This window comes from Methylophilus sp. DMC18 (genome assembly GCF_056314005.1).
Genome location: NZ_JBQUZE010000002.1, coordinates 592,180 through 613,985, shown reverse-complemented (window position 1 = coordinate 613,985; position 21,806 = coordinate 592,180). Strand labels below are relative to the sequence as shown.

At 51.7% G+C, this 21,806-nt stretch carries 19 protein-coding genes; 7 read left to right on the top strand and 12 right to left on the bottom strand.

Annotated features, from left to right (window positions below; translation table 11 throughout):
• Nucleotides 1–5: 5 nt before the first annotated feature.
• The 6 genes from ACT53G_RS06840 to flhD all read right to left on the bottom strand — a co-directional run bounded on the left by ACT53G_RS06840 (nucleotide 6) and on the right by flhD (nucleotide 4,520).
• On the bottom strand, nucleotides 6–548 hold the full coding sequence (locus tag ACT53G_RS06840; RefSeq protein WP_194747591.1) for a chemotaxis protein: 543 nt from the start codon (nucleotides 546–548) through the stop codon (nucleotides 6–8).
• A gap of 96 nt (nucleotides 549–644) precedes the next feature.
• Nucleotides 645–1,589 carry a flagellar motor protein MotB gene (gene motB, locus ACT53G_RS06835; RefSeq protein ID WP_194747593.1) on the bottom strand — a complete coding sequence of 315 codons (945 nt, stop codon included), beginning with the start codon at nucleotides 1,587–1,589 and terminating at the stop codon, nucleotides 645–647.
• A gap of 59 nt (nucleotides 1,590–1,648) precedes the next feature.
• Nucleotides 1,649–2,506: a flagellar motor stator protein MotA gene (gene motA / locus ACT53G_RS06830; protein ID WP_194747595.1), complete on the bottom strand. Its 858-nt coding sequence runs from the start codon at nucleotides 2,504–2,506 to the stop codon at nucleotides 1,649–1,651.
• A 182-nt stretch (nucleotides 2,507–2,688) separates the two neighbouring features.
• The gene (locus tag ACT53G_RS06825; RefSeq protein ID WP_275355219.1) at nucleotides 2,689–3,537 is read right to left on the bottom strand and encodes a class I SAM-dependent methyltransferase; all 849 of its coding nucleotides are present in this window, start codon (nucleotides 3,535–3,537) and stop codon (nucleotides 2,689–2,691) included.
• Nucleotides 3,538–3,583: 46 nt separating this feature from the next.
• The gene (gene flhC / locus ACT53G_RS06820) at nucleotides 3,584–4,150 is read right to left on the bottom strand and encodes a flagellar transcriptional regulator FlhC (protein ID WP_194747597.1); all 567 of its coding nucleotides are present in this window, start codon (nucleotides 4,148–4,150) and stop codon (nucleotides 3,584–3,586) included.
• Nucleotides 4,151–4,199: 49 nt separating this feature from the next.
• A complete protein-coding gene (gene flhD / locus ACT53G_RS06815) occupies nucleotides 4,200–4,520 on the bottom strand; it encodes a flagellar transcriptional regulator FlhD (protein ID WP_194747599.1) in 321 nt (106 codons plus the stop codon).
• Between the two features lie 609 nt (nucleotides 4,521–5,129).
• On the opposite strand from flhD, the gene flhB reads away from it, so the two are divergent.
• The 7 genes from flhB to ACT53G_RS06780 are packed head-to-tail and all read left to right on the top strand — an operon-like array spanning nucleotide 5,130 to nucleotide 12,985.
• Complete coding sequence (gene flhB / locus ACT53G_RS06810; RefSeq protein WP_313989305.1) at nucleotides 5,130–6,302, top strand: flagellar biosynthesis protein FlhB; 1,173 nt, start codon at nucleotides 5,130–5,132, stop codon at nucleotides 6,300–6,302.
• A gap of 21 nt (nucleotides 6,303–6,323) precedes the next feature.
• On the top strand, nucleotides 6,324–8,411 hold the full coding sequence (gene flhA / locus ACT53G_RS06805) for a flagellar biosynthesis protein FlhA (protein ID WP_476169004.1): 2,088 nt from the start codon (nucleotides 6,324–6,326) through the stop codon (nucleotides 8,409–8,411).
• A 1-nt stretch (nucleotide 8,412) separates the two neighbouring features.
• Entirely contained in the window at nucleotides 8,413–9,762 is a 1,350-nt protein-coding gene (gene flhF, locus ACT53G_RS06800; protein ID WP_476169003.1) for a flagellar biosynthesis protein FlhF, read from the top strand.
• The gene (locus tag ACT53G_RS06795; protein ID WP_194747603.1) at nucleotides 9,755–10,546 is read left to right on the top strand and encodes a MinD/ParA family ATP-binding protein; all 792 of its coding nucleotides are present in this window, start codon (nucleotides 9,755–9,757) and stop codon (nucleotides 10,544–10,546) included. The genes flhF and ACT53G_RS06795 overlap by 8 nt, the downstream gene beginning before the upstream one ends.
• Nucleotides 10,547–10,563: 17 nt before the next feature.
• A complete protein-coding gene (locus ACT53G_RS06790; protein WP_275355227.1) occupies nucleotides 10,564–11,298 on the top strand; it encodes an RNA polymerase sigma factor FliA in 735 nt (244 codons plus the stop codon).
• Nucleotides 11,298–12,050, top strand: coding sequence for a flagellar motor protein (locus tag ACT53G_RS06785; protein WP_194747605.1), 753 nt, complete (start codon nucleotides 11,298–11,300; stop codon nucleotides 12,048–12,050). The genes ACT53G_RS06790 and ACT53G_RS06785 overlap by 1 nt, the downstream gene beginning before the upstream one ends.
• On the top strand, nucleotides 12,050–12,985 hold the full coding sequence (locus tag ACT53G_RS06780) for a flagellar motor protein MotB (protein ID WP_476169018.1): 936 nt from the start codon (nucleotides 12,050–12,052) through the stop codon (nucleotides 12,983–12,985). The genes ACT53G_RS06785 and ACT53G_RS06780 overlap by 1 nt, the downstream gene beginning before the upstream one ends.
• Nucleotides 12,986–13,044: 59 nt before the next feature.
• Here the strand turns inward: ACT53G_RS06780 and ACT53G_RS06775 are convergent, their stop codons facing one another.
• The 6 genes from ACT53G_RS06775 to ACT53G_RS06750 form a co-directional block, all read right to left on the bottom strand.
• Entirely contained in the window at nucleotides 13,045–15,306 is a 2,262-nt protein-coding gene (locus ACT53G_RS06775; protein WP_476169002.1) for a putative bifunctional diguanylate cyclase/phosphodiesterase, read from the bottom strand.
• 331 nt (nucleotides 15,307–15,637) lie between these two features.
• Nucleotides 15,638–16,252, bottom strand: a complete 615-nt coding sequence (locus ACT53G_RS06770) for a protein-methionine-sulfoxide reductase heme-binding subunit MsrQ (RefSeq protein WP_476169001.1) — start codon at nucleotides 16,250–16,252, stop codon at nucleotides 15,638–15,640.
• Nucleotide 16,253: 1 nt separating this feature from the next.
• Entirely contained in the window at nucleotides 16,254–17,201 is a 948-nt protein-coding gene (gene msrP / locus ACT53G_RS06765; protein ID WP_476169000.1) for a protein-methionine-sulfoxide reductase catalytic subunit MsrP, read from the bottom strand.
• 176 nt (nucleotides 17,202–17,377) lie between these two features.
• Nucleotides 17,378–18,199, bottom strand: a complete 822-nt coding sequence (locus tag ACT53G_RS06760; protein WP_338654122.1) for a tetratricopeptide repeat protein — start codon at nucleotides 18,197–18,199, stop codon at nucleotides 17,378–17,380.
• Nucleotides 18,200–18,258: 59 nt separating this feature from the next.
• Complete coding sequence (gene ligA, locus ACT53G_RS06755; RefSeq protein ID WP_476169017.1) at nucleotides 18,259–20,343, bottom strand: NAD-dependent DNA ligase LigA; 2,085 nt, start codon at nucleotides 20,341–20,343, stop codon at nucleotides 18,259–18,261.
• Between the two features lie 2 nt (nucleotides 20,344–20,345).
• Nucleotides 20,346–21,779, bottom strand: coding sequence for a cell division protein ZipA C-terminal FtsZ-binding domain-containing protein (locus ACT53G_RS06750; RefSeq protein WP_476168999.1), 1,434 nt, complete (start codon nucleotides 21,777–21,779; stop codon nucleotides 20,346–20,348).
• Nucleotides 21,780–21,806 lie beyond the last annotated feature (27 nt).

Sequence of the window (21,806 nt, the reverse complement as noted above, 5' to 3'; positions counted from 1 at the left end):
TGTGACTAAAATAAATCGATATCACCGGTTGCCAAGTCCTGCTGGTTCACTGACTTGCGTAAATTGCCGGTCAAATGCTGGCTACCCTGATCAAAATTCTGGTTCAATTGCTGAATGAAGCTTCTGATTTCCTCATGCTCGTCATCCGCTGCCATCGGAAACTGATGGCTGGATAACTCATGTAACAGCACTTTTAAGCCGTTCACCCGATTAATCGTCCGTTGCAGCAATTGATTGGTCATGTCCTGAAACTGCATGCCAGTCACCACTTTATTCACTTCCTGACCAATATTGTCCTGAAACACCTGCAACTGCTGCATTTCTTCAGGCTGCAACTTGCCGGCCTCTACCAATAACTGGAGGGCAGACTGTTGCTCCATTAACTGGGCATACACATTCATAAAGCTGGCACTGAGCTTTTCAATCGCCTCATTGAGCAAAAAGCTGGTTTGCTGTAAATCGGTTTCGATTTCGAGCAAATGCCAATCACCATGGTGCGAAACTGCAGCCAGTAACTCTCTTAGTTCTTCTATGGGCAATGTTTTCATAGTGGTCCTATCTTGCCTGATTCCCCTGATTTTCAATCAAGAAATAAGCATCATAAAAATGACTTATTTCTTGCGCTTTTACCGTTCCCTGTTTTTTTACTCCGCAGGTGTATCGGCGGTTTTCTGCAATGCATCGACTTGCGAATGGTCTTTCTCACTGACAGAAATTTTTTCGTTATCCTTGAGTAAATCCTCTTCTGCTTCTTTGTTCATCACGATCAGACTGATCCGGCGGTTAATAGGATTGAACGGATTTTCCTTGTCCATCATGATGGCTGAGCCCATGCCAACCACACGCAATAACTTGGTCTCATCCATGCCGCCGGCAATCAGTTCTCGCCTTGAAGCATTGGCACGGTCGGCTGAGAGCTCCCAGTTACTGTAGCCCTGATCACCGCTGGCATAAGGCGTGGCATCGGTATGCCCAGACAGGCTGATTTTGTTATCCACGCCATTGAGTGTTTTACCAATCTCTCGCAAAATTTTCTTGGCGTAAGGTTGCAAGTCAGCGCGTGCGTTTTCAAACATCGGGCGATTCTGTTCGTCGATAATTTGTACGCGCAGGCCTTCCGCTGTCATATCCAGTTTTAATTGGGATTTGAATTGCTTGAGCTCAGGGTTTTCATCAATCGCCTGTTCAATCTTGGCCTTGATTTCTTCCAGCTTGGCTTTTTCTGCCTTCTTGAGGACTTCTTTTAACTCTTCTTCCTTAATCGTTTTGTTACGACCAGGGTCGCCATCGACCGGCTTCACCTGACCTTGCTTAAGTGTCACATCCTTGCCGCCGGTATTTTTCAAGGCGGAATCACTGGCACCCACGCCCGGGCCCATGAGCACGACTTTGAGCGGGGTTTTAAAGTATTCAGAAATGCCTTCACGTTGTGCTTTAGAGGTGGAGCCGAGCAGCCACATCAGCAAAAAGAACGCCATCATCGCCGTCACAAAGTCGGCGTAAGCGATTTTCCAGGCACCCCCGTGATGACCGCCGCCGCCTTTCTTGATTTTTTTAACGATAATGGGGGCAATATGTTCTTCTGCCATTTTCGTGGTCCTCTAGGGTTGGTCCTGTGCTTTATTTGGATTGATCTTGTTTGCCAGGCTTATTTTTTAGCTTGCTTGACGTAATCTTCAAGCTCAGAGAAACTTGGACGCTCAGTGGAGTACAAGACTTTGCGGCCGAACTCAACAGCAATTGCAGGTGCATACCCATTCAGGCTGGCAAGAAGCGTCACCTTGATGGTTTGAAAGACCTTGGAGCTTTCTTCCAGCTTGGCTTCCAGCACCCCAGCCAGCGGGCCAACAAAGCCATACGCCAGCAAAATACCGAGGAAGGTACCCACCAGGGCGTGGCCAATCAGCACACCCAGTTCGGTGGGCGGCAAATGCAAACTTTCCATGGTGTGTACCACCCCCATCACCGCAGCTACAATACCAAAAGCTGGCAAGGCGTCACCGAGTTTTGCAATACAATGCGCTGCCACATGGCCCTCCTGATGGTGGGTTTCAATTTCGTTATCCATCAGGTTTTCAACCTGGAAGGCATCCATGTTGCCGGACACCATCAAACGCAAGTAATCACAAATAAACTCGACCACATGATGGTCATGCTGAATTTTGGGATATTTGCCAAACAAGGCACTGGATTCAGGATCTTCAACATCCTTCTCGATCGACATCAGCCCTTCTTTACGAATTTTGGTCAGAATCTCGAACAGCAAAGCCAGCAAATCCATATACATGGCTTTGTTGACATGGGAGCCTTTGAAGGCATTTGGTAAGTCTTTAAGTGTGGCTTTCAATGACTTGGCATCATTGCCGACAACAAATGCACCTACAGCCCCACCGAAAATCATCACGACTTCCAATGGCTGCCATAGGCCACCCAAGTGCCCCCCGGCCGCTGCGTACCCGCCAAAAATCGCCCCTAAAATAACGACATACCCGACAATGACTAACATGCCTACACTCCACAATGGTTTTACCAATGTTAAAAGCATAGCAACAGGCCAAGGAATTCAATTATCCAAATAAAAGGGCTTTAGCCCCTTATTAAATATGGTTAATTCTGGTTAGATTTCATGCCAGCAACGACAGGCTTAAGCGCCTGCGATGGCGGATACAAGAAAGGAATAAAGGCTGTCTACAGGCTGTAGACGTACAAGGCAGGCGCGTTTTTTTGCGGATAGATGATTCGTTGCGCCGTCATGTCTGGCACTGGAAACTCGGAGCTGACAAACAGCGTGCCAGCCGGCATCTCTGCCCTCACCTTTTGCCAGACATCGGGCATCACAGCAGGCGACAAATAAGCAAAGATGACATCAAATTTTGCAAAGTCCAGTTCGCGGTAGTCACCGAGCGTAAATCTGGCACTGGTGCCAGAAAACAAGGCTCTGACCGCACTGACCGCCCATGGCAGCGGCGCAATTTCGATACCTGAAACCTCGTCATGCACACGCTGGCTCGCCAAAAACAGGGCGAGATCCCCAATCCCGCTGCCAATATCCAGCACTTTGAGCGGAGCATCATCGCCATGCTGCTCCAGCACGTGATGCAGCGCGCGCCAGGTGGCAGGGAAAGAAGGATAAAATGGGACCCGGGTGTTGTGTACAGACCAGTACAGGGTCAAGGTAATGATAAATCCAGCCAGGTAAACCGTGGCAGGCAAGTTAATATGCTGCATGCCAAGGACAGCGACTGGAAAAATCGCATGAATCCAGCGCCACCAGACTGGCATCTGCGCGGCTTTGGCCAGCAGGCTGACCAAACAAATATGCAGGAGCAGCCAAATCCAGACATGCTCTAGCGAAATGCCAAGATGGCTTAATTCAAATGCGAATACACTGTTGATCACGCCTGGCGCGAGGCCCGCGATCAACAGTATACTCAGTGTCTGGATCAGTAATGCCTGGCACCACAACCGTTTTGGTAGCAGGCGCTGTAGCCAGGGTTTGGGCAACAGCGTCTCTACCGAAAGTTTGGCCGATGGCATGCTGAATCCTTTCACTCACAGAGTGTCGTGACACTGATCTGGCTGATCAGGCAGTCATGGAAACCAGTTTGTAGCTCAACTCTTTTGCCTTTTTGGTTTTGCCGGCACGTGAAGGCACATGGCACAAGTTGCAGACATAGTTCTGGTTCAAATCATAGCTATTGACGATGTATTGACCACCACAGCAATGACAGACTTTAGTTGTCAGCATCTTGCTTTCAATAAAACGTACCAGTGTCCAGGCACGTGTCAGTGACAACACAGGCTCTTCTTTGGCGTCGGCATCAGGATGCTGTACTTGTTGCATATACAAGGTATAGGCTTTGATGATGGCTTGGATGCCGTCTACCCCTGCGTAATCAACCATAAAGCGATAAATGTTGTAGAAAATCGAGGAGTGAATGTTTGGTTGCCAGGTCAAGAACCAATCGGTAGAGAATGGCAACATGCCTTTTGGAGGAGAAACGCCTTTCATCTCTTTGTACAGCTTGATCAAACGCTCACGTGACAATGTGGTTTGTGATTCGAGCAACTGCAGGCGGGCGCCCAGTTCGATCATTTGCATGGCCAGTTGAATTTGTTCTGCTTCGTTTACTACACTCTTCTTTTGCATGATATCCTCTTTTCTCTTTCTAATCGCCGTGTGGTGACAACTACGCTGCTTATACTGTGGAATCTGCGGCCTGGGCTGACATTAATACCGCAGTATGCAGATGGGCTTGGGCAGGGTCTTTGGCATAGCTGGTCAACATTCCCAGGATTTCGCTATCATCAAAGCGGAAGCGGGTCAGCAGCATGTTGGTGTTACAGAGTTTGAGTAACTGCAGATTGGTCAAGTTTTCGAGCAGATCTGCAATTTCCTTGTTAATGCCAAGGCGGAAGATGGCAGTGGCTTTGTCAGCACGGATCAGTTGTTGCGCCAACATCAGGTAGTTCAGGTTGGCATCCTTGATTTCAGCGAGTAAATCGTTTTGCATGTTCATGATCTTTTCTCCGTTTTTTTGCGTAAATTTAAGTCCGCCTGAGCGTTAGGCGTACTTTGCGCGCAATCATGAACTGCAACAATCAGGGTTTGTCGGTTTATTTTGTAAGACAGACGAAAACAGCCGTGTAGGAGTTTGTCTTACAAACCCCTACACGGCATTATTCACCAACAATAATATCAATCACTTATCGCTCAAACCTAAAGTTGAGCTACAAGTTTGTTATGTGCAGTGTGTCAGCATTTTTTGATTTCCAATTCAAAAATTAATTCAAGTTTTCTTGTTGTATTCCGTAAACAATGACTTTTATTCGTTTTTAAGCAGCCTTCATGGTGGCCAGATACTTTTTCAGATATTCCGGTTAACGTCCCTACTTGATAAAACTTTAGGGTGCACAATCAAAAAAAATCCAAAAATTTGATAAGTCACTGTTTATTAATCAAAAATATTTTTAGCTTTTACACCCCTTAACAACAGGCAGGCAGCAACTGTGAGAAAGCGGTCAATTCGCCCTTTTATTCCCAACTTAGAAATACATTTATCTAGCCAATAATCACTCACAAGACACACGACATGGCGTGGTGTGCAAACCCGGAACGAGTGAAAGACATGGCAGCTGAAGACAGCGATATGGAAAAGACCGAAGACGCGTCCCCCAAGCGATTGGAGAAGGCACGCGAAGACGGCGATGTTCCCAGGTCGCGCGAATTGGCCTCTTGTGCGGTTTTGTTTACCAGCGGCATTGCCATCATGATGATGAGCAAGCCTATGGGTGAGGCCATGAAGGATGTATTGCGTCAGGGCCTGAGTCTGGACAGGGCCATGGCGTTTGAGCCGCAGCTGTTGATTGTGCATATGATAAAAGTGGTGGAACAGGCGATGTGGGCCTTTTTGCCACTGGCAGTCATTGTGGTTGCCGTAGCGATTGCTTCACCGATCTTGGTCGGTGGCTGGGTGATGTCGCAGAAATCGCTGGTGCCCAACTTTGGCAAACTCAACCCGATGAAAGGCTTGTCCAATCTGTTCTCCAAGAACTCGCTGGTGGAGTTGGTGAAGTCGATTGCAAAAACCATCCTGGTTGGTTCTGTCGGCTACACGCTGGTGAAAAAGGATTTGCAACCGATGTTGGGCTTGTCCAACATGCCGCTGGAATCCGGGATTAGCACTGTCAGCGAATTTATGGTGACCGGCTTTTTAACATTGGCTTCTGCGCTGGTCCTGATCGCCGTGATTGATGTGCCCTACCAGCTGTATCAATACGCGCAAAAACACAAAATGACCAAACAGGAACTCAAGGACGAATCCAAGGAGTCCGAAGGCAGCCCTGAAATTAAAGGCCGTATCCGTCAGCAGCAGCGTGAAATGGCGCGCAGAAGAATGATGAGTAATGTGCCCAAGGCAGACGTGGTGATTACTAACCCGACCCACTATGCCGTGGCGATCAGCTATAAAGAAGGTGAAAATGCAGCGCCTGTCGTCGTTGCCAAAGGCGTCGATGTACTTGCGCAAAAAATCAAGGAAATTGCTGCAGAACACAATGTGATGACGCTGGAATCCCCCAAACTGGCACGGGCCTTGTATGCCCATGCCGAGCTGGAGCGCGAGATTCCACAAACCTTGTATGCCGCGGTAGCGCAAATTTTGGCTTATGTGTTTCAACTGCGCGTGTTCAAGCAGCATGGCGGCGTCCGTCCGGTCATCCCTACTGATGTACCGGTCCCGGACGCACTGGATCCACATGCACTGGTCGCAGCGCCTGCCACGGCAACAGATATTGAATAAGCAAGACTGAGGAGTATTTAGATGAATAACTGGCAACAAATAATGGGGAAAATGGACGGCCGCAGCATCGCCGCCCCGCTCATTATTGTTTTGCTGCTGGCCATGATGATCTTGCCGTTACCGGCCATCATGCTCGATGTGTTTTTCACTTTTAATATTGCCTTGTCCATCCTGGTATTGATGATCGGTCTGCAAACCACCAAGCCGCTGGACTTTATCGCCTTCCCGACCGTACTGCTGATGACCACCATGTTGCGCTTGTCGCTCAACGTGGCTTCGACCCGTATCGTGCTGACCGAGGGCCATGCCGGCCCTGATGCCGCCGGTAAAGTGATCGAGGCCTTTGGTCACTTTCTGATTGGCGGGAACTATGCGGTCGGTATCGTGGTGTTCGTCATCCTCACCATTATTAACTTTACCGTGATCACCAAAGGTGCGGGCCGGATTGCAGAAGTGGGTGCACGGTTTACCCTGGATGCGATGCCAGGCAAGCAGATGGCGATTGACGCGGACCTGAACGCGGGCCTGATTGGCGAAGATGAAGCCCGCCGCCGCCGTAAAGAAGTCGGCCAGGAATCAGAATTCTATGGCGCGATGGATGGTGCCAGTAAGTATGTGCGCGGGGATGCGATCGCCGGGATCCTGATCATTATTATCAACATTGTCGGCGGGTTGATTGTCGGCATGGTGCAACATGACCTGAGCTTTGGCGATGCAGTGAAAAACTACACCTTGCTCGCCATTGGTGATGGCCTGGTGGCACAAATCCCTTCGCTGGTGATTTCCATTGCGGCCGGTGTGGTGGTTTCACGTGTGGCCAACAATGAAGATATCGGCGGCCAGCTGATTAGCCAACTGTTTGAAAATCCACGTGTGCTGACCATCACCGCCGGCATTATTGGCGGTATCGGCCTGATTCCAGGCATGCCTCACCTGGCCTTTATCGGGTTGGGGGGCTTGTTGGGTGGGATGGCCTATTCAGTCAAACAAAAACAGGAAAAAGCCAAACAGCAAACGGTGATTGAACCACAACCAGATGATAAATTGGCCCCGGCCAGCGAGGCGGAAGAAGCCACCTGGAACGATGTGCTGCCAGTAGATACCATCGGCCTCGAAGTTGGCTACCGTTTGATCCCGCTGGTGGATAAAGGTCAAGGCGGTGAATTGCTCAAGCGTATCAAGGGCATTCGCAAGAAATTTGCCCAGGAGATTGGTTTCCTGGCACCGACGGTCCATATCCGCGACAACCTGACGCTTAAACCGAATGCCTACCGCATCACCATGAAAGGCGTGGAAATGGCGACCGGGGAATCTAACTATCATCAAATGCTGGCGATTGATCCTGGTGCGGTGACCGGTGAGCTTGAAGGCACCCGCACTACAGATCCAGCCTTTGGCTTGCCCGCAGTGTGGATTGATCCCGAGCAGAAAGAATTCGCACAAAGTCTGGGCTATACCGTGGTAGATCCAGGCACCGTGATTGCCACTCATTTAAACCACATCATTTCACTCAATGCCGGTGAGCTGTTGGGCCGCCAGGAAGTCCAACAGTTGCTGGATCACATGAGCAAAGAATCCAGCAAGCTGATTGAGGAAATTGTGCCCAAGATCATCAGCTTGTCCACCTTGCAAAAGGTCTTGCAAAACCTGCTCAATGAGGGCGTGCATATCCGTGACATGCGCACAATTCTGGAAACGCTGGCAGACCATGCCCAGTATTCGCAAGATGCCAATGACTTGACCGCCATGGTCCGTATCAAGCTGGGGCGTGCAATTGTGCAGGACCTGTTCCCCTACAGCAACGAAATCACCGCCATGACCTTAGATGGCCAATTGGAAAAACTGTTGTTGCAAGCATTACAAAACAACCAGTCCAGCCAGGGCGTGATCGAGCCTGGCATTGCCGAAAGACTGTCACAAGAGACCGAAATGGCCGCCAGACAGCAAGAGCAGATGGGCTTGACACCAGTCCTGCTGGTGGCTGGCCCCCTCCGCCAGGCTTTATCCAGATTTTTAAGAAGGACCGTCCCGCACCTCAGAGTGTTATCCCACGATGAGTTGCCAGACAACAAATCGATTCGTGTCACCAGTTTAATCGGAGCGCAGTAATATGAACATCAGAAGATTTTTTGGCAAAAACGCACGTGAAGCCCTGGCTCAGGTCAAGCAGGCCCTGGGGGAAGATGCCATTATTGTTGCGAATCGCAGTGTCAACGGTGGGACCGAGATCATGGCCATGCTGGAGTCGGATGTCGATGCCAGTGCGAGCCAGGCAAATGCTGAGCAAGGCAGCGAGCAAACCCGCAGCCTGCTTGATTTTGTGCATGCAAAAGAGCAACCCCGGCAAGCAACCCCAGTACCGGCACCGCGCGCCGTTCAGCCGCCGACAGCCACGGTCTCTGAAGAGGCCAATGTCAACGAGTCGGCCATCATGGACATGCTCAAGCAGCACAGTGAACAACAAGAGCATGCGTATCAGCTGGCAACACAAACGCTGGAAGAAAAAATGCAAGGCATGATGGTGGAAATGCGCCAGATGCGCAGCCACTTTGAAACCCAGATGAGTGCCATGACCTGGCAGCATCATTTACAACATAGCCCGGCCAAATCAAAAGTGCTGGGCACCCTGCTCGCTGCCAACTTCAGTGCGTCGCTTTCACGCCAGATTGCCGAAAAAATGCCGCAACACATTGATGTGAACAAGGCGCCAATGTGGGCCAAAGAAGTGATCAGCCGCAATTTGCACACGCTGGACGACGAAGATGCTTTGTTGGACCGTGGCGGTATCTATGCCTTGGTCGGCCCGACCGGGGTAGGCAAAACCACCACCACAGCCAAACTGGCGGCCCGCTATGTAATGAAACATGGCACCCAGAACCTGGGCTTGATCACCACGGACAGCTACCGGATTGGCGGCTACGAGCAATTACGCATTTACGGCAAGATTCTGGGCGTGATGGTACATGCGGTCAAAGATGAAGAAGACTTAAAAATAGCCTTAAACGAACTCAAGAACAAACATATGATTCTGGTGGATACCGTAGGCGTCAGCCAGCGTGACCAGGCGGTGACTGAGCAACTTTCCATGCTGAGCCGTGCCGACAGCCCGATACAGAAACTGTTGTGCCTGAATGCGACCTCAACCGGCGATACCTTGACTGATGTGATGCGTAGCTACAAAAAGCATGATATCGCGGGCTGTATCGTCACCAAACTCGACGAAGCGGCTGCGATTGGCAATGTACTGGACGTGTTGATTCGCGAACGCATGCGCCTGTTTTACACCACCAGCGGTCAGCGTGTGCCAGAGGATATCGAGGTTGCAGACAAGCAAGCCCTGGTCGAGCGCGTGTTGACACCACACCAGGCCAGCCTGCCCTACCAGTATCTGGATGAAGAGTTACCGCTGGTGATCTCCAGCATGATGCAAACCGCCAGCCAGGAGCAGCCACATGTTTAATTACCGTGACCAGGCGGACGGCTTGCGCCGTATCATGGCCAAAACCTCTGCCCGCATTATCAGTGTGATTGGGGCCAATGGCCAGCCAGCCAGCCAGTGGATGCGTCAACTGGCGACCAGCATGCTGACGCCAGAACAGCGTTTGTTGCTGGTGCACGCGCACCGCCAACCCGCGATGACACATTCCCTGCAAGGCATCGCCGTGCAACGTCAGGCCATCCAGCGGGGCATTTTCAAACACCCGCAAGGCTATGACCTGACCTGTTTGGGCGAAAATGACCTGTTAACCTCGCCTTTATCTCACGATTTAAAAACGCAACTCAACGGTATAGTGGAGCAACTTGCGTACGATTACGACACTGTGATGATTGAAGCACAACTGGATAGCCAAGACTACAGCCTGCTGCTGCCGGTAATTGCCGCGCATGAGCTGGTGATCCAAATGGATAGAAGCGAAGCCGCCATTAAGTCGGCATATGCGACCATCAAGCACATCAGCCAGCAGCATGGGCAGATTCCGTTGGGTGTCGTCGTGACAGACGCTAACCATGATCAAGGCAATCAGTACTTTATGCGCCTGAACCAGGTGTGCAAACAATTTTTGGGCATCACGCTGGAGTTCATCGGGGCCATGCCTGCTGAAACCGCCAAGGCAGTCACTGCCAACCCTGGGCGCGCGACTGCAGAAGTGAGCAAACAGCTTTCCAGCACACTGGCGTTTAAAACCGTCGCCCATCGTCTAGAACAACAACGGATTTCCATGCCATCCATGGCTGTTGCCTAAAGTCAAAAAGGAAAAACATGTATACCGCTAAAGGCACGACTCAAAATACCGATCAGATGCTCAAAATGCATAGCGGCCTGGTCAAGAAAATGGCGTATCAAATGAAGGCCAAGCTGCCCTCCTGCGTCGAGCTGGATGACCTGGTGCAAGCGGGCATGATCGGCCTGATGGACGCGATACAGCGTTACGAAGATACGCATGGGGCACAATTTGAAACTTACGCCTCTCAGCGCGTACGCGGCGCCATGCTGGATGAATTGCGCGGTGCCGACTGGCTGCCGCGCGGTATCCGCAAAAACATGCGCGATATCGAGTTGGCTGTGCAGCAACTGGAACAAAAACTGGGTCGCCCGCCTACCGAATCCGAAATCGCCAAGCACATGAATTTTAGCCTGGAAGATTACTACGAGGTCTTGAGCGACTGCCAGGGTCACCAGCTGATTTATTACGAAGATTTTCAGGACGATGACGGTGGCGAGCACTTTCTGGATCGTTATGTGGACGATGATAGCAGCGACCCGGTGAAAGCCCTGCTCGAAAGCGACTTCCGTGAAGCCTTGATAGCCTCTATCGACAACTTGCCTGAGCGCGAAAAGATATTGATGGGCTTGTATTACGAGCAAGAGCTTAACCTCAAGGAGATTGGCGCCATCATGAATGTGTCCGAATCACGCGTTTGCCAGCTGCATAGCCAGGCGGTCGCCCGCTTGCGTGCCGCCATGCGTGAAAAAGCCTGGACCGGAGTCGCCTGATGGATTGGGGTAGCCTGGCCGGACTGCTGATTGCACTCGGCGGCCTGGTTCTGGGCCAAGTCATAGAAGGGGGCCACCTCAACTCCCTGATGCAACCTGCTGCCTTTGCCGTGGTTATTCTCGGCACGACTGGCGCCGTCTTGCTGCAAACCGAACTCAAAGTGTTTATCAAAGGCCTGCGCATGTTGAAGCTGGCCTTTGTCCACCCACAAGATGACCGCAAAAAACTCGCCGTCAAAATCAATCAATGGAGCCAGCAGGCGCGCAAAGAAAGCGTTCTGTCGCTGGAAAGTTACATCAAGCGTGAGCAGGATCCTTTCGTACGCAAGGGCTTGCAATTGCTGGTGGACGGCACCCCGCCTGATCGCATCCGCGAAGTCTGTGCCATTGATATGTATTACTACGAAATGCAACAGCGCGACGCTGTCAAAATCTGGTCAGCGGCAGGCGGCTATGCGCCCACCGTAGGCATTCTGGGTGCGGTGCTCGGCCTGATTCATGTCATGGAGAATCTGTCTGACCCAAGCAAGATCGGTAGCGGCATCGCAGTGGCCTTTGTTGCCACCATTTATGGTGTAGCGCTCGCCAACCTGGTGTTTTTACCCATCTCCAATAAACTCAAAGGCCATGTCCAGCATGAAATGTCCAGGCGCGAAATGCTGCTCAATGCCTGGGTCTCCATCGCACGGGGCGACAATCCAAAACTGGTCAGTGAGCGGCTGGAATCTTATCTGCATTTGAGACAATCGTGATGTACAGACGCCACAAGCTCGAAGATGAAGAGGAAAGCCACGAACGGTGGCTCATTTCTTATGCAGACTTCATTACCCTGCTGTTTGCTTTTTTCGTCGTCATGTATGCCACCTCCAACATTAACCTGAATAAATACCGCGCCCTCTCCAGCTCGGTCGTCAATGCGTTTCAGGGGCAACCGGGGGCTGTCGGCCAGCCGCAGAATATGCCACAGGGCTTACAAACGCCTGGTTTGCCAGTTCCTGGCGCACAGAATCAAAATGGGCAAGTTCCAAGTGCGGTGATGAAGCCTTTGCCGCTCAGCTATCTATATCAGGAAAAAAAACTGCGTGATCAGGAGAAAATTCGTGCCATGGCTCAGCAACTGGCCAACACTCTGGGGCAATGGATAGAGCAAAAACAGATCACGGTTTACCAGTCAGACTTGGGGGTGGAAATGGATATTTCCACCCATCTGCTGTTCCAGAACAACCAGGCGGCATATACACCCCAGGCCAGCCAGATACTGCACATCATCAGCGCACAACTAAAAAATGAATACCGCACCCTCCAGGTTGAAGGGCATAGTGACAAGCACACCTTCAGTGGCATGGTTGACGCAGAAAGCAAGCGTTGGACATTGACGGCGACGCAGGCAGCACGCGTCGCGGCAACACTGGCCGCCGATGGCATCGCAGCCAAACGGCTTTCAGCCCTTGGCCTGGCAGAAACAAGGCCGGTCTCCAGCAGTGACAACAATCTGGCGCAATCGCTCAACAGCCGTATCACCCTGCGCATCCTCACCGCAGAGGCAGGTGAGCAACTCACCACCAATCTGGCGAACCGCCAGGAAGTCTCGCCAGCCGAGCCAGAAGCAACCGCAGAGATTCCAACGATGGCAACGCCAGCTACCTTGCCATCAGCAATGACAAACAAGCGCAACAGTCAGCCTTGACCTTGGCTGTGCGGCCGTAAAAGTTATTTTTTAAACCATCCCCTTTTAGGGCATCATTTCTAAACCAGCGCTTGTTGCAACCAATCATTAAATGCGTCTATTGGCATGGGTTTACCAAACAGGTAACCCTGGTAGCGGCGGCAACCATTGTTTAGCAACAGCTCCAGTTGTTCTGGGGTTTCAACCCCTTCGGCAATCACGCCGAGGTACATGCTCTGCGCCATGGCAATAATGGTACGCACAATGGTGCGGTCATGACTATCGGTCACAATATCATTTACAAATGAGCGGTCTATCTTGAGTTGATACAGTGGCAATTTTTTCAGATATTGCAACGAAGAATAGCCGGTGCCAAAGTCGTCTAGGGAGAACTGGATGCCTGACTGGCTGAGCTCTGTCATGATGCGTACCGCATCGTCCACATTTTCCAAAAGCAGGCTTTCGGTTAACTCCAGACGCAAGGCATTAGGGTTGATTTGATGCCGCTGTAAACAGGCTTTGACCATGGCGGTGAAATTGGCCTGACGGAACTGGCGCGCGCTGATATTCACCGACAAACTGAGTTCACGTGTTTTTTGTGCCCGTTGCCAAACGGCAATTTGTGCACATGCCTGGTCGAGCACCCACATGCCGATTTCAACAATCAGGCCACTGCTCTCGGCCACCGCGATAAATTGCAGCGGTGAAATGAGGCCTTGGGTGGGGTGTTGCCAACGCAGCAAGACTTCTGCACCAAACGGCCGGCCGGTGTGATCCACTTGCACCTGATAATAAACCCGCAACTGTTGCTGGACGATGGCTTCGCGCAGCTCGGCTTCGAGGCGCGCTTGCGTCGCAATCTCGGTCTGCATGCCAGGCTCATACAGACAGGCATGGTTGCGGCCAGTCTGCTTCGCTTTGTGCAAGGCGATGTCCGCGGCTTTCACATAGTCCGTTTCATCCATGTCTGTCCCGCTAAAGCTGCACAAACCCATGCTGGCGGTCACCGGTAGCTTGAGTCCTGCCACGTTAAAGGGCCGTTGCAGGGTTTTGTGCAATTTGCGCTGCAAGGCCCAGACCTGTTGTACCGCCTTGTCTTTTTGGGTGGACAGCCCGGAAAGCAGAATCAGAAACTCATCGCCGCCCATACAGGCAATAAAATGCGGTTGTGCCGCCTTTTGCAGGCGCTGCGCCACTTGCTGCAACAGCGTATTGCCTGCATTGTGGCCATGGGCTTCATTCACCCATTTGAAATGGTCGAGGTCGATATAAATGAGACCGCCATGTTGCTCTGCGGCGGATTGATGACGCAAGGCATGCAATACTTCATACATTTTTTTGCGGTTAGGCAAACCGCTCACCGGCTCAAGATAGGCCAGGGTTTGCATCGACTGCTGTGACAAATGGCGATCCACGACGATACTGACCAGTCTGGCCGCCTGCCCGATCAGGGATTGCTCAGCGGCTGTAGGTAGTTGTACCTGGCGCGAATACAAGGCAAACGCCCCGAGCACTTCCCCCGCAGCATTGAGAATAGGCTCTGCCCATCCGCCCTGCACTCCCGAAGCCTGTGCTGCCGTTCGGTGGTACTGCCAGTAAGGATGGGTCATGACATTTTCAACCATCACGCGCTGGCGCGTGGCAATCGCTGTGGCAAGAGAGCCATTACCGGCCTCCAGCTTGAGCTGTTGCAAGGTTTGCAGTAGCGGAGATGGCAAACTGGGCGCGATCACGGTTTGTACACGTTGCCCCAGATCCTGCGTCAGTACGATGGCACAAAAGGTCTCGGGATGCAGCGCTTCGATCTCGCCAGCGATCCAGGCCAGGATGTGTTCGGTATCCTGTTCTTTAAGAATCAGCTCCAGCATAGAAAACTTGAAGCGATCATAGTCTCGCACTCGTTGTTTTTCTTGCTGGTAAAGCAAGGCAGCTTGATGCGTCTGACTCACATCCCGCACCAGCAGCAAACAACGTGGCTCGTTTTGCCCATGCAAAAAATAATGCACTCGACACTCTAGCCACAGCACTCCCTGCTGGTCGCAGGCAATCTGTATGCATTGTTGGGTGGTCTGATCAGTGGCGGGCGTTAACAGGGCTTTTATCAACGCATGACTTTCGGCGGGTAAGGCTTGCCAAAGGCCGTTGCTATTCAAGACTTGATGCGCTGGTGTAGTCGCAGCTGGCCCTTGCGCTAACACAGACAAACAATCACCGGCGGCATTGGTCTCAACCGCCAGGTAATACTGGGCCGGATCAAGCAAATCAGACCACTGTTCAAGAAGCACACACAGTGCAGGATTGGCCAATATTGAAGCACTTGGCTCAGAGATTACTGAAGACATCGCAAACTTTCACAACTGCAGTGCACAATCTCTGTCCCTCCAACGCAGGTAAATACGCTGGTCATGAGATGGCACACCCCCGAAGAATATTTTTAGAATAGCACTACCAATGGATGGCTGCGCATTATATTTACAATAATGTGTCCAAAAAGCAGTGCGATGTCAAGCACAGATACCTTAACACTTGTCTGGCTGCAAGCAAGTTCGCGGGTAGAAACAGTGCGCGACCATCCCCCTCCCCGGCCTCACTTTGGGGTAAATCCGGCGATTGGAGTTCGTCCCACGTAAGATGGCTTTGCATCATAAAAAATCAAAGAAAAATCGCCCAAATCTACTTTCTACTAAAGACAGGCAAACGCAAGAGCATGATCAAGCCAAACACACCGCTGTAAATGATCGGTTCGGTCAGGTCTTTTTTGACCAGCCACCAGAAATGCAGCAAGGCCAAGACCGCAATCACATACACCAGTTGATGCAATGTTTTCCAGCGCTGTTTAAGGGCATGCATGGCTGCCTGGTTAGAACTAGCCGCCAACGGCACAGTCAATAATAAAGCCAATGCCCCAACCAGCACATAGGGATGCTTGACGATATCTTTGACCATGTCCGACCAGTCGAACTGATAATCCAGCCAGACATAACTGGTCACATGCAAACTGGCATAGGCAAACATCCATAACCCTAACAGGCGCCGCACGGCGATCAACCAGCCTAGACGGGTGAGAGATTTAAGCGGTGTCACACTCAGTGACAGTAACAAAAATACCAGTGCCCACGTGCCGGTCGAACGCTCAATAAATTCAACCGGATTCGCCCCCAGGTCATTGGTAACCCCCAGATAGACCAGGCGCAGTATCGGCAGTAATGCGCCTAGCCAAACCAGCATCTTCACCGCCTTGATGCGGTCTTTCACTGAAAGAGAAGGCCATGTGAATAAAGGACTCATATTAGAAATTTTTCTTCAAGTCCATGCCTGCATACAAGCTGGCGACTTCTTCATAACCATTAAACAGCTTGGTTTTCACGCGCCCGGCAAACAGTCCTGCGCCGATACGCTTCTCTGAGGACTGCGTCCAGCGTGGATGATCGACTTGCGGGTTTACGTTGGCGTAAAACCCGTATTCACGCGGACTCGCCCGCATCCAGGTTGTCGTTGGCATCTGCTCTACAAAGCGAATGGTAGAAATGGCTTTGGCCCCTTTAAACCCATACTTCCATGGCACCACCAGACGCACTGGTGCACCGTTCTGATTTGGCAAGACCTTGCCATACAGTCCCACCGCCAGAATCGTCAGTGGTTGCATGGCCTCATCCATACGCAACCCCTCCACATAGGGCCAGTCCAGTATCGGCATGCGCGCGCCAGGCATATGCCGGGGGTCGTTATACGACACAAATTCAATATACTTTGCATTGCCGGTCGGTTGCGCCCAGTCAATCAGCGCCTTGAGTGGCAACCCTATCCATGGGATGACCATAGACCAGCCCTCGACACAGCGCATACGATAAATCCGCTCTTCAAGCGGTGCCAGCTTCATCAGTTGCTCAATGCCTATGGTTTTCGCTTGCTTGACCGCACCTTCTATCTTGATGGTCCATGGCGTCGGCTTGAACAGCACCGCCTCGCGCGCCGGGTCTTCTTTGCCGGTGCCAAACTCATAATAATTATTGTAATTGGTCACGTCCTGCAAAGCGGTGAGCGTCTCCTCCTTGCCATAGGCGGTTTTTTGAAACTCCAGCGTTTGCGCTGCCTGTGCCGTGGTCGGCAACCATAAACTGGCAGCGGCGACACCAGCAGCCTTGATCAAAGTCCGGCGTTGTTCAAACAGCGCTTGCGGCGTGATTTCTGAGGGTAAGATTCCGCTGGGGTTACTGCGGTGAGGGTCAAATTGCATGATGTTTCCTGTGTGGTGACAATTGTATGTTTGTCGCGTATGACAGGAAAACCTTACAGGGGATTCCAAATAAAAATAAATCTTTAACTGCCAGGGACGTTTGACAGGGCTAAATGCGTCACTTGAGGCTATACATAGGCCTCAAGCGCAAATCATCCAGTTTGATTGGGAATGCTTTACTTTGCCTGTGTCAACAAGGCGTCCAGTTCAGCATCTTTTAATTTGGCGGCAATGGTACGGGCTTGCTGCAGTAACTGTTGCGCAGCCGCATGATCCCCTTGTGCCTTTTTTGAAGCGGCCCATTGAATGGCGGTCTTGGCTTCATAAAATTCGCCGCCATTGTCATGCGCATAGTCCATCAAGCGCTGGTAGGTTTTGTCTGCCCCGACAAAGTCTTTTTTATCGGTAAACAATTGCCCCAAAGTCAGGCTGGCTTCAGCATATTGGTCAGGGGTGCCTGATTTGCGCAGCATCAGGACACCTTTGAGCTGATATTCAATCGCTTTTTCAGCCTGTTTTAACTGCTGATAGGTCATGGCTTCGTGGATATAGCTATCCGCGCGCTCGTCGTCGTTCAAGGAGAGCTTTTCGCCGGCTTCAAATGATTTGAGCGCGTCAGCATACTGCTCCATTTCAAAATAGGCTTCGCCGATGAGGTTGTGGGCAACGCGGGCATAGCGGCGCATGTTTTGCTGCTCGCTAAATTTCAATGCTTGCTGATAACTCTCCAGCGCTGCGGCATGCACTTTGGCTTCCAGCTGCGCATTGCCCAACAACATATGCGCCGCAATCAGATCCAGCCCTTCCGGCTTGAGGCTGAGTGCCTGTTTAAAGCTCTGCTGGGCGGCGGTGTTATCCCCTAAACCCGATTGCGCGCGGCCTTTGCAAAGCCAAAATTCAGCCTGTTTTGCATGCTGCTCCGCAAGTTTGACGGCTTCAGCGTATTGATGTTTTTGGACGGCAGTATCGCAGGCATCTAATGCAGCATCCTTAGCCATTGATTCATTGATAATCAATAGATTAACAGCCAAAATTAAAGTTAATTTTAAGTTCATATTCAGAATAAACTCGATTGTTTTGAGAGAGGTTCGATTGAATCAGAGGGCGTTTCCGTTGTCGTGTCATCTTCAGAAGCGGCCTGTAACATGACGAGCAATGCAGCTTCATCCAGAATGGCGATATTCAGTTGCTGCGCTTTTTCAAGTTTGCTGCCCGCCTCTTCTCCGGCCACCACATAACTGGTTTTGGCCGAGACACTGCCGCTGACCTTACCGCCCGCGGCTTCAATCATCGCTTGGGCTTGGTCACGCTTGAGCGTAGGCAATGTGCCAGTCAGCACAAAGGTTTTGCCAGCAAACGGGGTCAAAGCGGCCTTTTTTTCAATGTCGGCCCAATGCACACCTAAATCGCGCATGGCGGCGATCACTTCGCGGTTATGCGGTTCCTGAAAGAACTGATATGCAGCTTCCGCCACAATCGGCCCGACATCCTTGACTTGCGTGAGTGCGGCTACATCGGCCTGCATCAAGGCATCAAGATTGCCAAAATGTTGTGCCAGGTCTTTTGCAGTGGCCTCACCCACATTGCGAATCCCTAATGCATAAATAAATCTGGGCAAGGTCGTTTGCTTGCTTTTTTCAATGGCTACCAGCACATTTTGTGCAGATTTTTCTGCCATCCGTTCAAGGTCGCTGAGCATGGGCAGGGTCAAACGGTAAATATCATCCAGATGATGGACGAGTTCGCGTGCAACCAGCTGGTCTACCAGTTTCTCACCCAGGCCCTCAATATCCATGGCACGGCGTGAAGCAAAGTGTGTAATGGCCTGTTTACGCTGTGCCGGGCAGATCAATCCGCCAGTGCAGCGTGCCACGGCTTCATCCTGCGGACGGACCACATGCGAGCCACATTCCGGGCAGACGGCAGGCATGACAAAGCGGCGCGCATCTGCCGGGCGTAATTCTGTTTTAACCGAAACAACCTCTGGGATCACATCCCCTGCCCGCCTGACAATCACGGTGTCGCCGATCTGGATATCCTTGCGCCTTAATTCATCCTCGTTATGCAAGGTGGCATTCGTGACCGTCACGCCGCCTACAAATACGGGTTTCAATCTGGCAACAGGGGTAATCGCGCCAGTACGGCCCACCTGCACAGAAATATCTTCAACAATGGTCGTTGCCTCTTCGGCCGGAAACTTGTGTGCCACCGCCCAGCGCGGCGCACGCGAAACAAAGCCTAGGCTGGCCTGCAAGGCAAAGTCATTCACTTTGTAGACCACGCCATCGATGTCAAATGGTAACTGGTGCCGTTTTTCGCCAATCTCGGCATAGTATTCACGCAACCCCTGAGCGCCTATTTTCACCGCGCGCAAATCACTGACAGGAAAACGCAAGTCAGCCAGGTATTGCATGGCTTCAGAATGGGTATGTAATTCCGGCACGCCTATGCTGGCGCCCAGACCATAGGCAAAGAAATGTAGAGGGCGTTTGGCGGTAATGTGAGGATCCAGCTGGCGCAAGCTACCTGCTGCAGCATTGCGCGGGTTGGCAAACAGTTTGCCATTTACCGCCGCCTGCTGCTGATTGAGCTTCTCGAAGTCTCTTTTCAACATCAAGACCTCGCCGCGCACCTCAAGTAAGGCTGGTGGCTGCGCAATATTCAAGCGGCTGGGAATGGCGCGTATAGTTTTGAGGTTATGGGTGACGTTCTCCCCCGTATACCCATCGCCACGGGTCGCGCCCTGCACAAATAGCCCGTGCTCATAGGTCAGGGTAATCGCCAGGCCATCAAATTTTGGCTCGACGGCATACGCCACCACGGCCTCCCCGGTACCTTCACGCACTCGGCGGTCAAATGCATCTAGCTCGTCGTCTGTAAAGGCATTATTCAGGGAAAGCATGGCTTGCCGGTGTTGCACGCTTTCAAAAGCAGCCAATGCCTGACCACCCACCCGCTGACTGGGGGAATCCGCAGTAATCAGCGCTGGATATTGCTGCTCAATCTCGACCAGCTGGCGGTAGAGGCCATCATAGTCACTATCGCTGACTAAGGGCGCGTCCAGCACATAATAGTGATAGTCATACTCTGCAACACGTTGCTTGAGCTGCTGCAACGCCAGCGCAGCCTCTTGCATGGACATCATCAGGAGAACAGGCGCTTGGCATGGCTACTACCGGGGATAATCCCCTGCGTCGCCATTGCATTAGAGATATTTTTGAGTTGCTGGCGGATTTTATCCAGCTGTGGATCACCAATCGCTTTGCGGTTGACGTCAATCAGGGCGGCATTGAGGCTAGTCGCCAGATGACGTGCAATTTCGACCATCTGGTCAAACACCTGCAAACTGTCAGGCGTAGTAGGAATATCCAGCTGGAAAGTCACCCCAGTCATCACTGCGGATTTCAACATATCAGCAGAAAATGGCTTGCCCTCGTAATTACGTACTGAAAACACTAATTGACCGTCAGCATTCAATAACTCGAAGCGGCCTTCGGCACTCAGCTGCATGCCGCAAGCTTCAGCCAAGCCACGCAGCTTGGTCGCATGAAACATGCCCTGGTTGGCTAACACATGAAATTCAACGGCTTTATCAACGTCGATACAGAAAGCATCTATCGCTTGTGCTTGTAATGCAGGCTCATATTCGCCCTGCCATACCACAGTCAGGCCCAAGGCTCTGGCCAATGTTTCCATGGACTTCTGAAAGCGCTTGAGCGTTTCCTGATCAACCGGACCACCACGGTCTGCCAATTGCAAACTGCAAGCGACCTGACTGGCGGGCGTTTGTGTTTGCATGGCGGCAGCATCCAGAGCCAATACATCCTGCCACTCGCCCGTTGTCGCGCTCTGCGCCCAGAGGGTGGCATGTTGTGGGAACGTACGTACCTCAGCTTGCATATCTTCCAGCTCAACCAACATGACGCCTAACGGCGCATCAATCAAGCCGATCCAATCCATAGAGGGGTGCACTTCAGCAGGCAAGTCCGGCAGTGTCGGGGACAAGGAAGCCGATTCTGCCGATGGCATCTCTTCCAAGGCCTGGACTGGCGGTGCTTCAAAAGTAAAAGTCGGTTGTTCTGCTACCACAGCCGGCTCTGGCACTGCGACTGGCGGTTGATAAGCCGACACCTGTGGGGTGAGCGGTTCTGGCTTGGTCACATTGATCACTGGCTCATGAATCGGTTGAACAGGCGCTGTTTTGACCGGAGAAGTGGCAGGCGCTGGTTTTGGTTTAAGCTTGGCAGGCTCTGCGGCTTTTTCCGGGGGCGGATTGGAAAATTCAGGCTCAACTTTAACAGAAGGTTGAGCTGAAGGCCGCACGCCAGTTTGGCGGACACGGGGCTCAGACATCCAGCCCTCTACCTCCTCGGACACAGGCGCGGTATCCACGGCAGCTTTCTTGGCAGCCTCTTTGACCTTGGCGGCAGGCTCGCCATCCAGTAAATCACTACGGGTATGACTAAAACGGTATTCAACGTCTCTACGATATTTTTTTTCCTGCCACCAGTTAAATACAACCACTGCCAGAACGATGCTGACCCCGAGCAACACCAATATCATCCACAAATCAGACATGTGACTTAACAATCCTTTATAACGCTT

Bases quoted from the DNA above. Each gene is read 5' to 3' on its own strand.
- flhA (WP_476169004.1), top strand. From the start codon at position 6,324: ATGAATAACTGGCAACAAATAATGGGGAAAATGGACGGCCGCAGCATC.
- ACT53G_RS06770 (WP_476169001.1), bottom strand. From the start codon at position 16,252: ATGAGTCCTTTATTCACATGGCCTTCTCTTTCAGTGAAAGACCGCATC.
- flhF (WP_476169003.1), top strand. From the start codon at position 8,413: ATGAACATCAGAAGATTTTTTGGCAAAAACGCACGTGAAGCCCTGGCT.
- ACT53G_RS06795 (WP_194747603.1), top strand. From the start codon at position 9,755: ATGTTTAATTACCGTGACCAGGCGGACGGCTTGCGCCGTATCATGGCC.
- ACT53G_RS06785 (WP_194747605.1), top strand. From the start codon at position 11,298: ATGGATTGGGGTAGCCTGGCCGGACTGCTGATTGCACTCGGCGGCCTG.
- flhD (WP_194747599.1), bottom strand. From the start codon at position 4,520: ATGAACATGCAAAACGATTTACTCGCTGAAATCAAGGATGCCAACCTG.
- ACT53G_RS06840 (WP_194747591.1), bottom strand. From the start codon at position 548: ATGAAAACATTGCCCATAGAAGAACTAAGAGAGTTACTGGCTGCAGTT.
- ACT53G_RS06750 (WP_476168999.1), bottom strand. From the start codon at position 21,779: ATGTCTGATTTGTGGATGATATTGGTGTTGCTCGGGGTCAGCATCGTT.
- ACT53G_RS06780 (WP_476169018.1), top strand. From the start codon at position 12,050: ATGTACAGACGCCACAAGCTCGAAGATGAAGAGGAAAGCCACGAACGG.
- ligA (WP_476169017.1), bottom strand. From the start codon at position 20,343: ATGTCCATGCAAGAGGCTGCGCTGGCGTTGCAGCAGCTCAAGCAACGT.
- msrP (WP_476169000.1), bottom strand. From the start codon at position 17,201: ATGCAATTTGACCCTCACCGCAGTAACCCCAGCGGAATCTTACCCTCA.
- flhC (WP_194747597.1), bottom strand. From the start codon at position 4,150: ATGCAAAAGAAGAGTGTAGTAAACGAAGCAGAACAAATTCAACTGGCC.
- ACT53G_RS06790 (WP_275355227.1), top strand. From the start codon at position 10,564: ATGTATACCGCTAAAGGCACGACTCAAAATACCGATCAGATGCTCAAA.
- flhB (WP_313989305.1), top strand. From the start codon at position 5,130: ATGGCAGCTGAAGACAGCGATATGGAAAAGACCGAAGACGCGTCCCCC.
- motA (WP_194747595.1), bottom strand. From the start codon at position 2,506: ATGTTAGTCATTGTCGGGTATGTCGTTATTTTAGGGGCGATTTTTGGC.
- motB (WP_194747593.1), bottom strand. From the start codon at position 1,589: ATGGCAGAAGAACATATTGCCCCCATTATCGTTAAAAAAATCAAGAAA.
- ACT53G_RS06760 (WP_338654122.1), bottom strand. From the start codon at position 18,199: ATGGCTAAGGATGCTGCATTAGATGCCTGCGATACTGCCGTCCAAAAA.
- ACT53G_RS06775 (WP_476169002.1), bottom strand. From the start codon at position 15,306: ATGTCTTCAGTAATCTCTGAGCCAAGTGCTTCAATATTGGCCAATCCT.
- ACT53G_RS06825 (WP_275355219.1), bottom strand. From the start codon at position 3,537: ATGCCATCGGCCAAACTTTCGGTAGAGACGCTGTTGCCCAAACCCTGG.